We start from the raw sequence: 14,033 nt of genomic DNA, 5'->3' as shown, positions 1-14,033 counted from the left end.
TGATCGTTGAGGGCGGTTGCCAGTCAGCACGGGGAGGGACCGCACCATGAGCAGCACCGATGGCGGGATCAACAGCAGCACCGACGAGACCAACAACGCCAACCCCTTCAACCGCCGCGTCATCGAGGAGTTCCGCGCGAACGGAGGCCGGGTCGGCGGCGACTTCGACGGCGTGACGCTGCTCCTGCTGACCACGCGGGGCGCGAAGAGCGGGCTGCCGAGGACGACTCCGGCGGTCTGTCTGCCGGACCCCGGCCCGGCGGGGGACCGCCTCGTCGTCTTCGCGTCCAACGGCGGCTCGGAGAGGGCCCCTGCCTGGTACCACAACCTCGTCAAGGACCCCTCGGTCGTCGTCGAGGTGGGCACGGAGCGGTACGAGGCCCTGGCCACGCCCGTCGACGCGGGCGAGCACGACGAGCTGTGGCGCCGGCAGATCGAACGGAACCCGGACTTCGCGGAGTTCCGCGCCAGGGCCCCGCGCACGATCCCGGTGGTCGCGCTGACCCGCGCGGCGGGGACGGGGGAAGGCTCCGAGGAGTCGTCCGGGTGAGCCTCCCCCTGCGGAGCCCGCTGCTCAGGCCGTCATCAGCGGCGCGTCCTCGCGCCACTTGAGGATCTTGTCGAAGCTGATCACCGCGCCGCCCCTGCCCGGCTTGTTGCCGAGGTGGACGTGGTCGGCGAGTTCTCTGATGAGGCACAGGCCCCGGCCGTGCTCGTCCGTCTCCGCGGCGGGCGGCCGGGGCGTCGTACACCCGCGGGGCGCCCCGGGGAACCCGGGGCCGGAATCGGCCACCTCGATGCGGCACTTCTCGCCGTCGAGATAGGCCGTGACCCGATACGCGCCCGACGCGCCCCCGGGAGCGGGGGCGCCGCCGTGCTCCACGGCGTTGGCGCAGGCTTCGCTGAGGGCTACCGACAGGTCGTAGGAGACGTCCGGGTCCACGCCCGCGGTCTCCATCGTGCCGATCAGCAGGCGGCGGGCGAGCGGAACGCTCGCAGCTTCGCGCCGCAAATGGAGAGACCACCAGATGCTCATGCTCCAGCCTCCTGGCTGCGGCTCGACATACCGATACGTATTGCCGCGACCACCCCCGGACAATCGTGCAGTTGACGTGATGCCGCCCATACGGCGGACGCGCTTCCCGCCCCGCCCGGTGTAAAGCGACCGGCGCCGCCCGGTGCGGAGCGCCCGCGCCGGGCCGCTCCGGGCACTCGCAGGGCCGCTCCGCGTGCTCGCCGCGCCCTCATCGGCTGGAACCGGACCTTCCGGACCTGCCGTATGCGCCGGGTAAGTCCAGTGCGATGATGGCCCGGCCATGACTGCCCCCCACCAGCGCACGACGCGCGACGGAGTCGATCTCCGGCTGCTCAGGGCCGCGATGTTCGCCGCGGTCTGCGTCGTGCTGTCCGCCGGGGGCCATGTGCTCGCCTCCTGCGTGGCCGTCCCGCTGTGGACGCTGGGCGCGGGCTTCCTCGCCGTCCTCGCGGTCGCGCTGCCACTCGCCGGACGGGCGCGTTCGCTGCCCGGCATCGCCGCGCTGCTCGCCGCGGGCCAGCTCGGCCTGCACGCCCTGTTCGGCCTCGGCCAGCACGGCGCGACGGCCGGCGCCGCGGTCGCCCAGGGCGGTGACGCCTCGCTGGTGGAGCGGGCCGCGCGTCTGGTCTGCGGGGCGGGCGCAGCGACGATCACGCCGGCGCAGGCCCACCGGATCCTCACCACGGCCGGGCTCGGACCGGGCGGCTCCAGCAGCGCGGGGGCCTCCGTCGGCGCGGGCTCCGGAGTGGATCACTCCGCCCTGCACGGCCACGGGCAGTCCGCCGCGGCCGCCGCCGACACCGCGGTGGACGCGATGCCGTCGATGGGCGCCATGTCGGTCGTTCCGTCGCTTCCCATGCTGGTCGCGCACGTCCTCGCGGCCGTCGCCGCCGGATGGCTGCTGCGCCGCGGCGACCTCGCCCTGTTGAGGCTCGTCCGGCTCGCGCACGGGGCACACGGCGTCGCCGAAGGTGCGCTCGTACGCGCCCTGCGCTCCGCTCTCACGCTCGTACGCGCCCTGCGGGCGGGCCTGCCCGGAGCGCCCGAGACGACCGGGCCGCGGGCTCCGCGCACCGCCCTGCTCGTACCGCCGAAGCCGCGCACGGTCGCGCTCGAGGACGCGGTGATCAGGCGCGGCCCGCCGGCCGGCCGCCGCGACGTCGAACTCGCTGCCTGACGCGACGCACTCCACACCGCAGTACGGAGGGGTCGCTCGGCACGCGCGCGTGCCCGTCGGCCCGCGCACCCCTCGTACCCATTCCTGATCGCTGTTGCGGTGGCCACCACGGCCGTCGTCACGACTGCCGTCACCACGGCCCTCGTCGCGACCGCCGCCGTCACCACGGCCGCGATCACCACTGCCGAAAGTGGAGTGTTCCTGTCATGACCGTTCTGAAGAAGTCCCGCCTCGCCGCCGTCGGCACCCTCGCCGCCACCGCCGTCGTCGTCCTCTCCGCGCCCGCGTTCGCGCACGTCAGCGTCTCGCCGGAGGGCGAGGCCGCCAAGGGCGGGTACGCGGTCGTGAACTTCAAGGTGCCGAACGAGATGGACGACGCCTCGACCAACAAGCTCGAGGTCTCCTTCCCGACCGACCACCCGCTCGCCTCCGTGATGACGCAGCCCGTCCCCGGCTGGAACGCGAAGGTCACCAAGACCAAGCTCGACAAGCCGCTGGAGATCCACGGCGAGAAGATCGACGAGGCCGTCTCCAAGGTCACCTGGACCGCCGACGGCAAGGGCATCGAGCCGGGCACCTTCCAGAAGTTCCCGGTCTCCATGGGCCAGCTGCCCGAGGACGCCGACGCGCTGGTCTTCAAGGCCGTCCAGACGTACGACAACAAGGAAGTCGTCCGCTGGATCGAGCCGCAGCAGAAGGGCCAGGAGGAGCCGGAGCACCCCGCTCCCACCCTCGAGCTGACCGCCGCGTCCGACGACCACCACGGCGGTGGCGCGGGCGCGAAGGACGACGCCAAGTCCGGTGACACCACGAAGGCGGCCTCCTCGGAGTCCTCCGACAGCAGCGACACCACCGCCCGCGTCCTCGGCATCGTCGGCATCGTCGTCGGCGCCGCGGGTGTCGCCTTCGGCGTCCTCGCCGGACGTCGCCGCACCACCAGCTGAGCCACGGGCGGATCCACCCTTCGGGGTGCCCGGACGCGGCGTACACCCGCCCCGGTGCACCCCGGCCCCCTCACATCTGGGACATTTTCGTATGCGCACGAAGAGCACCATGAAGAGCACCCTCAAGGGCGCCCACAAGGGCACCCACAAGAAGCTCGCCGCCGCTGCCCTGCTGGCCGCGGCCGCCCTCACCCTGACCGCCTGCGGCGGGGGCGACGACAACAAGAAGCCCGTCGCCGAGGTCTCCACGGAGGCCGACTCGGGCAAGGCCGCGACGGTCCTGGACAAGCCGTTCGAGAAGCCGAACCTCGTCCTGAAGGACACGCACGGCAAGAAGTACGACCTGCGCGAGGAGACGAAGGGGCAGCCGACGCTGCTCTACTTCGGCTACACGCACTGCCCGGACGTCTGCCCGCTGACGATGAACAACATCGCGGTCGCGAAGAAGGCGCTGCCCAAGGCCGACCAGGACAAGGTCAAGGTCGTCTTCGTCACCACCGACCCCGAGCGCGACACCTCGGCCGAGCTCGGCAAGTGGCTCAAGGGCGTGGACGCCGACTTCGTCGGGCTCACCGGCGACTTCGCCACCATCCAGGCGGGCGCCCGCCAGCTCGGCATCAGCATCGAGCCGTCCAAGAAGGACAAGAAGGGCAAGATCGTCTCGATGCACGGCACGCAGGTCATCGCCTTCTCGCCGAAGACCGACGCCGGATACGTCCTGTACGGCGAGGACGCCACCGCCGACGAATACACCAAGGACCTCCCCAAGCTCCTCAAGGGACAGACCCCGTGAACCACCGCACCACCACGCGCCGCCGCACCCTCGCGGGCGGCGCCATGGCTCTGGCCGCCGCGCTCACCCTGGCGGGCTGCAACGACGACTCCGGCGCGAAGGACTCCGCGACGAAGGCGAAGCCCGAGATCGAGGTCGGCGGGGCGTACATCCCCGAACCGACCATGGACGACATGGCGGCCGGCTTCTTCACGCTCACGAACAAGGGCGGCGCCGACGAGCTCACCTCCGCCACCAGCGACATCGCGGGCTCCGTCACGCTGCACAGCACCAAGGGCGGCGCCATGAAGGAGGAGAAGTCCTTCAAGGTGCCCGCCGACGGCCACCTCGACTTCGCCAGCGGCGGCAACCACCTGATGCTCGAAAAGCTCAAGCGCAAGCCGAAGCAGGGCGAGAAGGTCGCCATGACGCTGCACTTCCGGAAGTCGGACCCGATCACGGTCGAGGTGCCGGTCAAGGCAGCGACGTACAAGCCCGAGCAGCACGACTCGTCGCACAACTCGCACTGAGGGACGGACCGTTGATGCAGACCATCGCTTCCCGCTCCAGGATCGTTCCGCGGTCCAGAATCGCCGCCCGCTGCCTGCGGGTCCTTCTGGTGCTCATCGCCGCGACCGGCGCCTTCCTCGCCGGTGCCGCGCCGACGTCCGCGCACGCCGCGCTGACCGGCAGCGACCCCAAGCAGGGAGCGGTGGTCGCCAAGGCCCCGGCCCAGGTGAAGCTGACCTTCTCGGAGAAGGTCGCCATGTCGGACGGCTCGGTGCGGGTCCTCGACCCGTCCGGCAAGTCGGCCGACACCGGCAAGACCACCGACCTGGGCGCCAACACGTACGCCGTGAAGCTGCGCCCCGGTCTTCCGGACGGCACCTTCACCGTCGCCTACCAAGTGGTCTCCGCCGACAGCCATCCGGTCGCCGGCGCCTTCACCTTCTCCATCGGCGCTCCCTCCGACACCAAGGTCGCGCTGCCCGACCAGGAGGCGGGCGGCGGTCTGGTCGGCCTGCTCTACGACATCGCGCGCTACTTCTCGTACGCCGGGTTCGTCCTGGTCGTCGGCGGCGCCGCCTTCGTCCTCGGCTGCTGGCCGCGCGGCGCGGGGGTGCGGCCCGTGCAGCGGCTCGTCACCACCGGCTGGCTCACGCTCACCGCGTCCACCCTCGCCCTGCTGCTCCTGCGGGCCCCCTACACCGGCTCCGGGAAGCTCGCCGACGTCTTCGACATGGGCGCGCTCGGCGACGTGCTCAACACCAAGACGGGCGCGGCGCTGGTCTCCCGGCTGCTGCTGCTCGCCGCCGCCGCGCTGTTCATCGCGGTGCTCTTCGGTGCGTACGAGAAGCGTGAGGACCCGAAGGAGAAGAAGGACCTCACCTTCGGGCTCGCCATCGGCGGCACCGTCGTCGCCATCGGGCTCGCGGCGACCTGGGCGATGGCCGAGCACGCCTCGGCCGGCATCCAGGCGGGCATCGCGATGCCCGTCGACGTGCTGCACCTGCTGGCCGTCGCCGCCTGGCTCGGCGGCCTCGCGGCCCTGGTCGTCGCGCTGTACCGCACGCCGTCGGTGGACGCGTCGGCCGTGCGGCGGTTCTCTCGCGTGGCGTTCGGCAGCGTCGTCGTCCTCGCCGCGACCGGCATCTACCAGTCGTGGCGGCAGGTCGGCTCGTGGTCGGCGCTCACCGGCACGCGGTACGGACAGCTGCTCCTCGTGAAGGTCGGCCTGGTCGTCGTCCTGGTGGGCGTCGCCTACATCTCGCGGCGGTGGACCGGGCGGATCACCGCCGAGGCGGGCGGCGTGGCACCGGAGGCCGCGGCCGCCCTGGTCGTCGAGCAGCGCGCGGCGAAGCAGGCCGCGAAGACTCAGGTCTCGAAGACGCAGGCCACCAAGAAGCAGGTCTCGACGACTCAGACCGCCAAGAAGCCCGTCACGGTCCCCGCGGCCGCCGGGGAGTCGGACGGCGACTCCAAGCGCTCCGCCCAACTCGCCCGCCAGCAGGCCGCCATGGCCACCGCCCGCGAGAAGCGCCTGCGCGACGCCGACCCGCACCGCTCGGGCCTGCGCCGCTCGGTGCTCACCGAGGCCGGCATCGCCGTCGTCCTGCTCGCCGTCACGACGGCCCTGACGACCACCGAGCCGGGCCGCACCGAGGAGGAGGCCGCCAAGGCCACCTCGGCGGCGGCCGCACAGCGCTCGGGCCCGCTCAGCCTCAAGGTGCCCTTCGACACGGGCGGCCAGGACGGCAAGGGCACCGTGCAGCTGGACCTCGACCCGGGCCGCACCGGCAGCAACGCCCTGCACGTGTACGTCAAGCGGCCCAACGGCAGCGCCTTCGACATCCCCGAGGTGAAGGTCTCCTTCACCCTCAAGTCGAAGGACGTCGGACCGCTGCCCGTGACCCCGGACCACATCGCCACCGGACACTGGAGCGCGAACGGCGTCCAGATCCCGATGGCAGGCAACTGGAAGATCGCGGTGACCGTACGGACCTCGGACATCGACCAGGTCACCGTGAACAAGAACGCGCAGATCGGCTGAACGGAACCACCATGGCGGACAACGGCATTTCCAGGCGGCGGCTGCTCGGCACCGCCGGGGCGACCGGCCTCGCGCTCGGCGCGGCGGGAGGCGCCGTCGGATACGCCGCCGCGCCCTCGCCCTCGGACTCCTCGTCCGGGGCCTCGTCGGGCTCCTCGTCGGCGAAGGGCCTGACGTCCGTGGGCACGGACGAGGTGATGTTTCACGGGAAACATCAGGCAGGCATCACCACGCCCAGCCAGGCCTGCGGCCATCTGATCGCCTTCGACCTGGTGGCGGGCGCGGGCCGCAAGGAGGCGACGGCCCTGCTGCGCCGCTGGTCGGCGACGGCCGAGCGGCTGATGGCGGGCAAGCCGGTCGACGGCGAGGACACGGCGGTCGCGCGGGACGCGGGCCCGTCCTCGCTCTCCGTCACCTTCGGCTTCGGCGCCTCCTTCTTCTCCCGCACGGGCCTGGAGAAGCAGCGTCCCGGCGCCCTCGAACCGCTGCCGGACTTCTCCTCGGACCGCCTCGACAAGGGGCGCAGCAACGGCGACCTGTGGGTGCAGATCGGCGCGAACGACTCGCTCGTCGCCTTCCACGCGCTGCGCGCGATCCAGCGGGATGCGGCGGGCGCGGCGAAGGTCCGCTGGCAGATGAACGGCTTCAACCGGGCGCCGGGCGCCACCGCGCGGCCGATGACGACCCGCAACCTGATGGGCCAGATCGACGGCACGAACAACCCGAAGCCCTCGGACAAGGACTTCCAGAAGCGGATCTTCGTGCCCGCCGACGGCGATCCCGCGTGGATGGCGGGCGGTTCCTACGCCGTCGTACGCCGCATCCGGATGCTCCTCGACGACTGGGAGAAGCTCGGTCTGAAGGACCAGGAAGCGGTGATCGGGCGGCACAAGTCGGACGGTTCGCCGCTGACGGGCGGCACGGAGACGACCGAGCCCGAGCTCGACAGGACGGGGTCCGACGGCAAGCTCGTCATCGCCCTCAACGCGCACGCCCGCATCACGCGCCCCGACCAGAACGGCGGCGCCGCGATCCTGCGCCGCCCGTACTCGTACCACGACGGCTTCGACGCCAAGGGCGAGCCGGACGCGGGGCTGCTGTTCATCTGCTGGCAGGCGGATCCGATGCGCGGCTTCGTCCCCGTGCAGCGCAAGCTCGACCGGGGCGACGCCCTCTCGGAGTTCATCCGGCACGAGGCGAGCGGTCTCTTCGCGGTACCGGGCGGGGCGGCCGAGGGCGAGTACGTGGGGCAGCGGCTGCTGGAGGCGTAGGGGCGCGTGCTGACGGCACAGGGGCGCCTGTGCCGGAGTCATGTGGGACGTGTGCCGCTCCGTGAGACACGTGAGCCGCGCCACGTCAGGCCCATTAGGGTGACGGTATGTCGGCGACGCGCTATACGTACCTGGGCCCCGAAGGCACCTTCACCGAGGCCGCTCTCCGCACGCTGCCGGAGGCGGCCACCCGGGAACTCGTCCCCATGGTGTCCGTGCCGGCCGCGCTCGACGCGGTCCGCGGCGGTGAGGCGGCGGCCGCGCTCGTACCGATCGAGAACTCCGTCGAGGGCGGTGTCACCACCACCGTCGACGAGCTCGCCAAGGGCGAGCCCCTGATGATCTACCGCGAGGTCGTCCTGCCGATCGCCTTCGCGCTGCTCGTGCGTCCCGGCACGAAGCTCAAGGACATCAAGACGGTGACGGGCCACCCGGTGGCCCAGCCGCAGGTCCGCAACTGGCTGGGCGAGCACCTGCCGGACGCCGTGTGGGAGTCGGCCGCCTCGAACGCGGACGGCGCCCGTCTGGTCCAGGAGGGCCGCTTCGACGCGGCCTTCGCGGGCGAGTTCGCCGCGGCGACGTACGGCCTGGAGGCGCTGGTCCGCGAGATCCACGACGCGGCGAACGCCGAGACCCGCTTCGTCCTGGTCGGCCGCCCGGCCCGGCCCGCCGCGCCGACGGGGGCCGACAAGACGTCCGTCGTCATCTGGCTGGGCGACGACCACCCCGGTGCCCTGCTCGAACTGCTCCAGGAGTTCGCCGTGCGCGGCGTCAACCTCATGCGGATCGAGTCGCGCCCCACGGGCCAGGGCATCGGCAACTACTGCTTCTCGGTGGACGCCGAGGGGCACATCACGGACCGGCGCGTCGGCGAGGCCCTGATGGGGCTCAAGCGGATCTGCCCGCAGGTGCGCTTCCTCGGGTCGTATCCGCGGGCCGGCATGGCGCCGGAGGACGTCCGGGCACCGCGGCCCGGCACGACGGACGGCGAGTTCGTGGCCGCGTCGGACTGGCTGACGCGCTGCCAGGACGGCCGTTTCTAGCCAGCCGGGTCCTCCCCCGTCCTGTCCTACCTGCAGATTTACGTTGTCCACAGAAGTTATCCACAGGCTTGCGTCTCGACCTGGGGACAAGTCGACAACGAAGCGCTACATGGTCGACAAATCGGCCTACAGGGTCCAAGCCCTTCCACAGGCGTGCACGTCACCCCTCGTCCACTCTTTTCCATTGATCAACTCTTTGGAGCGAACCATTTCCACTCGAAAGTGGGGGTGGGGGTGGTTTGGGAAGGGATTCCTTCGTCGCGCATGCGGCTTTCGGAACACTCCCTTCCGAAGTCCACAGATCTTGCACACACCCTGTGGATAACTCTCCGGAGGGGCTCATTCCTGTGGACAACCGAGGTGGACAACCGCCTCAAGTCCCGCCTCCCACAAGGGGTTCGGGTCAAGGCGGCAGGTGCGCTCTGCCCCGTTTCAGGGAATGGTGCCCCTTTTATTGACCGGGCACCGAACCGCGCGCGACGGGCCTTTTCCGGCCGCGTCGATCTTGCTTCGGCCCCGGTTCGGCCCCGATTCGACCTTGATTCGGAATGATCGAATCCGGGAATTCACATTCCGGCAAACCGGGCATAACGTACTCAATGGAATATCGAGTCGTGGGCCGGAACCGCACAACGGTAGCCTTGAGGGGTGATTGACCTTCGCTTGCTCCGTGAGGACCCCGACCGTGTTCGCGCCTCCCAGCGCGCCCGTGGAGAGGACGTCGCGCTCGTCGACGCCCTCCTCTCTGCCGACGAGCGGCGCAGGTCGTCCGGCCTCCGCTTCGACGAGCTGCGCTCCGAGCAGAAGGCGCTCGGCAAGCTGATCCCCAAGGCCGCGCCCGAGGAGAAGCAGGAGCTCCTGAAGAAGGCGGGCGAGCTCTCCGCCGCGGTCAAGGCCGCCGACGCCGCGCAGGACGAGGCGGACGAGGAGACCAAGCGCCTGCTGCTGCAGCTGGGGAATCTCGTCCACGAGGACGTCCCGGTCGGCGGCGAGGAGGACTTCGTCGTCCTCGATCGCGTCGGCACCCCGCGCGACTTCGCGGCCGAGGGCTTCGAGCCGAAGGACCACCTGGAGCTCGGCGAGGCGCTCGGCGCCATCGACATGGAGCGCGGCGCGAAGGTCTCCGGTTCGCGCTTCTACTACCTGACGGGTGTCGGCGCCCTGCTGGAGCTGGCCCTCGTGAACGCCGCCATCGCGCAGGCGACGGAGGCCGGGTTCACCCCGATGCTGACGCCGGCGCTGGTGCGCCCGCGCGCCATGGAGGGCACGGGCTTCCTCGGCCAGGCCGCCGAGAACGTCTACCACCTGGAGAAGGACGACTACTACCTGGTCGGCACCTCCGAGGTCCCCCTCGCCGCGTACCACATGGACGAGATCATCGAGGCCGACAAGCTGCCCCTGCGGTACGCCGGCTTCTCGCCCTGCTTCCGCCGCGAGGCGGGCACGTACGGCAAGGACACCCGCGGCATCTTCCGCGTCCACCAGTTCGACAAGGTCGAGATGTTCTCGTACGTCGACCCGGCCGACGCGGAGAACGAGCACCAGCGCCTCCTGGAGTGGGAGAAGCAGTGGCTGACCGGCCTCGGGCTGCCCTTCCAGGTGATCGACGTCGCCACCGGTGACCTCGGCGCCTCGGCCTCGCGCAAGTTCGACTGCGAGGCGTGGATCCCCACCCAGGGCAAGTACCGCGAGCTGACCTCGGCCTCGAACTGCGACGGCTTCCAGGCCCGCCGCCTCTCGGTGCGCATGCGCGAGGGCAAGAAGGTCCAGCCGCTCGCGACGCTGAACGGCACGCTGTGCGCCGTCCCGCGCACGATCGTGGCCATCCTGGAGAATCACCAGCAGGCCGACGGCTCCGTGGTGGTGCCCGAGGTGCTGCGCCCGTACCTCGGGGGACGAGAGATTCTGGAGCCCATCGCCAAGTGAGCCACCCTGCTCCGGTCACGCCCTCCTTCCCGTACAAGCTGGTCGCGACCGACCTCGACGGGACGCTGCTGCGCCCCGACGACACGGTTTCGGGACGCACGCGCGAAGCGCTCACCGCGGCCACCGCGGCGGGCGCCGCGCACATCGTCGTCACCGGCCGTGCGGTGCCCTGGACCCGCCACATCCTCGACGACCTCGGGTACGAGGGCCTCGCGGTGTGCGGGCAGGGTGCGCAGGTCTACCACGCGGGGGAGCACCGGCTGCTGACCTCGGTGACGCTCGACCGCCAGCTGGCCGGCCTCGCGCTCGCCAAGATCGAGGCGGAGATCGGCCCGCTGGCGCTGGCCGCGAGCCGTGACGGCATCGACGGCGAGGTCCTGGTCGGCCCCGGGTACACGGTCCAGGAAGGCCCGCTCCCGGTCATCCCCTTCACGGACATCGCCGACCTGTGGGCCGCCCCGCTGAACAAGGTGTACGTCCAGCATCCCGGCCTCGGCGACGACGCGCTGGCGGACGTGGCGCGCCAGGTGGCGGGCGATCTGGTCGGCGTGACCATGGCGGGCGAGGGCATCGTCGAGCTGCTGCCGCTGGGGCTCTCCAAGGCCACGGGCCTCTCCCTGGCGGCCCGCCGCCTGGGCGCGAAGGCCGCGGACACGATCGCCTTCGGCGACATGCCGAACGACATCCCGATGTTCGGCTGGGCGGCTCACGGCGTGGCCATGGCCAACGCCCATGAGGAGCTCAAGGCGATCGCGGACGAGGTGACGACGTCGAACGAGGACGACGGCATCGCGGTGGTGCTGGAACGACTCCTCGGCTGACGCCGACGCGAACACCCGGTCGTCCCCGTTGTGGGCAGGCGTTCCGCACGGCGGAACGGGTGGGCACAACGCCACGGCGCCGGGCAGCGTGCAACCAGGCGCCCGCCTCGGCTGAGGCTCGGCACAGTGCAACGCCAGGCGGAGGATGCGCGGATCGAACGCGCGCAGGGCGTCAGCCCTGACGACGGCTTAGCAAGCCGCTGCCTTACCACTCGGCCAATCCTCCGGGTGGGCGGCCCGCGCAGCGATGCGAATTCTGCGCGCTCGAAGCGGCCGCCCCGGGCAGCTCCCCGCGGGCGGGGCTCCACGGAGTGAGTAACTACTCCGGAGCCTGCCGCGGGCTGCCCTGCCGGGAACTCGACGGACTACTGATGGACACGTCGGCTCCTCTCCCGGTCGGTGGGCGCCAGGTGCCGGCGCGGTGACATCAACTACTCTGCCCGCGCGCGGAGTTCACCGCCACCGAATTAATCCGCGCCGTTCTTCGGCGCCGACCGGGCGGCGGATCTCGGCGCCGACCGGGCGGCGGACTACCGACGCCGCTTCCGCCGCCGCGCCCTGCTGAAGAACCACCCCGCGGGCGGCTCTTCGGAGCGCCACGGCTGCGGCTCGGGCGGCCCGCTCCGCCGCCACCGCTCGGTCAGCATGCGCGCCCGCGCGGACGGCTCCTCCGCCTGTGCGGACCGGATGAAGTCCTCGTCCAGGACGACGTCGTCCCAGTCCTCCTCCGATGCCATCGCGGCACCTCCTCGGAAACAGCACGCCCAACAGCGCGCCCTCCCCCCAGTGTGCTGAGGGGAGGGTGAAGACGCCGTCAGGACGGAAGACACGGTCTGGACGGGCGCGGGCTACTCCTCCCCGGCCAGCGTCAGGGACCGCAGCTTCTGCCCGGCGTACCAGGTGGTGACGGCCGTGACGGCGACCAGCAGCACCGTCGCCGTCGTCAGGCCCACGTCCGACCTGATCAGGTCGCCGTCGCCGACCTTCTGGGCCACGGCGAGGGACCACTGCTGCACGCTGAGCGTGCGGGCGCCCACGACGAGGGACCCGAAGAGGGCCTCCCAGACCAGGGCGTAGACGAGGCCGAGGACCACGGCGTGCCGGGTGATCGTGCCGAGGAGCAGGAAGATCGCGGCGTACGTGATGGAGGCGACCAGCGCCGCGATCGTGTAGGCGATGGCGATCTGCTGGCCGTTGCCGTTCAGGATCATTCCCGCGATGAACGTGGGGATCGCGGAGAAGGCCATGGTCACGGCGATGGCGACGATCAGCTTGGTGAAGATGATCGTGGGCCGCTTGACCGGCTTCGACAGCAGGTAGACGACCGAGCCGTCGTCGATCTCGGGTCCGATCGCGCCGGTGCCCGCGATGACGCCGATGATCGGCACCATCGTGGCGAGCGCGAAGCCGCCCAGGACGTCGACGGCGACCTGGTCGTCGGCGCCGCTGAAGGCGCGGACCGCCGCGGAGATGACGATCAGCAGGACGGGCAGGGCGAAGAGGATCAGCGCCCGGCGGCGGCCGAGCAGGGCCCGGTAGGTGAGCCGGGCGACAGTGGGGTCGTACACGGTGGCTCCCTTCAGGCCGCGACGAGGTAGGAGAAGACCGACTCGAGGGACTCGTCCGAGGGCGAGACCGTCAGGAGCCGGATGCCGTGCTCCCGGGCGACCCGGGGCAGCAGCGTGGTGAACCGGCCGAAGTCGACCGCCTGAATGCGCAACGCGCCCTCCTTGAGGTCGACCTCGATGCCGGCCGTCGACGGATCGGCGATCAGCGCGGCGGCCAGGGCGCGGTCGTCGCTGGAGCGGATCAGATAGCGGTGCGGGCGGTCGGTCATCAGGCGGCGGATCCTGCGGAAGTCACCGCTCGCCGCGTGCCGTCCGGCGACGATCACCTCGATGTGCGAGGCCAGTTGCTCGACCTCTTCGAGGATGTGCGAGGAGAACAGGACCGTGCGGCCCTGGTCGCCCATGCTCCGCAGGAGCTCCATCAGCTGCATGCGCTGGCGCGGGTCCATGCCGTTGAAGGGCTCGTCGAGCAGCAGCACGGAGGGGTCGTGGACCAGGGCGGACGCCATCTTCACGCGCTGGCGCATGCCCTTGGAGTACGTGGAGATCTTGCGGTCCTGCGCGTACTCCATCTCGACCGTGGCGAGGGCCTTCTGGGCGGCCCGCTTGTCCAGGCCGTGCAACTCGGCGTTGGCGACGACGAATTCGCGGCCCGTGAGGAAGTCGTACATCGCCTCGCGCTCGGGGACGATGCCGATCTCCTTGTAGATCTGTTCGTTGCGCCAGATCGGCTTGCCGTCGAGCGTGACGCTGCCGGTGGAGGGGGCGAGGAAGCCGCCCATCATGTTGATCAGCGTCGACTTGCCCGCGCCGTTCGGACCGAGGAGCCCCGTGACCCCCGGGCCGATGTTCATGGTGATGTCGTTGACGGCCACCACGTTCCCGAACCAGCGGGACGTGTGGTCGATGGTGATCGTGGTCATC

General features: G+C 71.1%; 14 protein-coding genes and 1 tRNA gene. 10 read left to right on the top strand and 5 right to left on the bottom strand.

What is annotated here, in order from left to right; genetic code table 11:
• The first annotated feature begins 46 nt into the window (after positions 1-46).
• Entirely contained in the window at positions 47-550 is a 504-nt protein-coding gene (locus ACZ4D5_RS11655; RefSeq protein WP_467772142.1) for a nitroreductase/quinone reductase family protein, read from the top strand.
• Between the two features lie 24 nt (positions 551-574).
• On the opposite strand, the gene ACZ4D5_RS11650 is transcribed toward ACZ4D5_RS11655, so the two are convergent.
• Positions 575-1,036: an ATP-binding protein gene (locus ACZ4D5_RS11650; RefSeq protein ID WP_467772141.1), complete on the bottom strand. Its 462-nt coding sequence runs from the start codon at positions 1,034-1,036 to the stop codon at positions 575-577.
• Between the two features lie 280 nt (positions 1,037-1,316).
• Between ACZ4D5_RS11650 and ACZ4D5_RS11645 the strand changes: the two genes are divergently transcribed.
• The 9 genes from ACZ4D5_RS11645 to ACZ4D5_RS11605 all read left to right on the top strand — a co-directional run bounded on the left by ACZ4D5_RS11645 (position 1,317) and on the right by ACZ4D5_RS11605 (position 11,541).
• Positions 1,317-2,213 (top strand): hypothetical protein, encoded by an 897-nt coding sequence (locus ACZ4D5_RS11645; RefSeq protein ID WP_467772140.1) that lies wholly within the window; start codon positions 1,317-1,319, stop codon positions 2,211-2,213.
• A gap of 215 nt (positions 2,214-2,428) precedes the next feature.
• A complete protein-coding gene (locus tag ACZ4D5_RS11640; protein ID WP_467772274.1) occupies positions 2,429-3,157 on the top strand; it encodes a YcnI family copper-binding membrane protein in 729 nt (242 codons plus the stop codon).
• A gap of 109 nt (positions 3,158-3,266) precedes the next feature.
• The gene (locus tag ACZ4D5_RS11635; protein ID WP_467772139.1) at positions 3,267-3,950 is read left to right on the top strand and encodes an SCO family protein; all 684 of its coding nucleotides are present in this window, start codon (positions 3,267-3,269) and stop codon (positions 3,948-3,950) included.
• 44 nt (positions 3,951-3,994) lie between these two features.
• Entirely contained in the window at positions 3,995-4,459 is a 465-nt protein-coding gene (locus tag ACZ4D5_RS11630) for a copper chaperone PCu(A)C (protein ID WP_467772273.1), read from the top strand.
• 14 nt (positions 4,460-4,473) lie between these two features.
• Positions 4,474-6,480, top strand: a complete 2,007-nt coding sequence (locus tag ACZ4D5_RS11625) for a copper resistance CopC/CopD family protein (protein ID WP_467772138.1) — start codon at positions 4,474-4,476, stop codon at positions 6,478-6,480.
• Positions 6,481-6,491: 11 nt separating this feature from the next.
• On the top strand, positions 6,492-7,751 hold the full coding sequence (gene efeB, locus ACZ4D5_RS11620; protein ID WP_467772137.1) for an iron uptake transporter deferrochelatase/peroxidase subunit: 1,260 nt from the start codon (positions 6,492-6,494) through the stop codon (positions 7,749-7,751).
• A gap of 107 nt (positions 7,752-7,858) precedes the next feature.
• Entirely contained in the window at positions 7,859-8,794 is a 936-nt protein-coding gene (pheA, locus tag ACZ4D5_RS11615; RefSeq protein WP_467772136.1) for a prephenate dehydratase, read from the top strand.
• A gap of 648 nt (positions 8,795-9,442) precedes the next feature.
• The gene (gene serS / locus ACZ4D5_RS11610) at positions 9,443-10,720 is read left to right on the top strand and encodes a serine--tRNA ligase (RefSeq protein WP_467772135.1); all 1,278 of its coding nucleotides are present in this window, start codon (positions 9,443-9,445) and stop codon (positions 10,718-10,720) included.
• The gene (locus tag ACZ4D5_RS11605; protein WP_467772134.1) at positions 10,717-11,541 is read left to right on the top strand and encodes an HAD family hydrolase; all 825 of its coding nucleotides are present in this window, start codon (positions 10,717-10,719) and stop codon (positions 11,539-11,541) included. Before serS ends, ACZ4D5_RS11605 begins: the two co-directional genes overlap by 4 nt.
• Before the next feature lie 139 nt (positions 11,542-11,680).
• Here ACZ4D5_RS11605 and ACZ4D5_RS11600 read toward each other — a convergent pair.
• The 4 genes from ACZ4D5_RS11600 to ACZ4D5_RS11585 all read right to left on the bottom strand — a co-directional run bounded on the left by ACZ4D5_RS11600 (position 11,681) and on the right by ACZ4D5_RS11585 (position 14,032).
• Positions 11,681-11,767 (bottom strand) — tRNA-Ser (locus ACZ4D5_RS11600).
• A 304-nt stretch (positions 11,768-12,071) separates the two neighbouring features.
• Entirely contained in the window at positions 12,072-12,278 is a 207-nt protein-coding gene (locus ACZ4D5_RS11595; protein WP_467772133.1) for an SGM_3592 family protein, read from the bottom strand.
• A 111-nt stretch (positions 12,279-12,389) separates the two neighbouring features.
• Positions 12,390-13,109, bottom strand: a complete 720-nt coding sequence (locus ACZ4D5_RS11590) for an ABC transporter permease (protein WP_467772132.1) — start codon at positions 13,107-13,109, stop codon at positions 12,390-12,392.
• Positions 13,110-13,120: 11 nt separating this feature from the next.
• Positions 13,121-14,032: an ABC transporter ATP-binding protein gene (locus tag ACZ4D5_RS11585; protein WP_467772131.1), complete on the bottom strand. Its 912-nt coding sequence runs from the start codon at positions 14,030-14,032 to the stop codon at positions 13,121-13,123.
• Position 14,033: the final 1 nt, after the last annotated feature.

The organism is Streptomyces sp. NPDC025651 (genome assembly GCF_055558735.1).
This window is presented reverse-complemented; position numbering and strand designations above follow the sequence as displayed.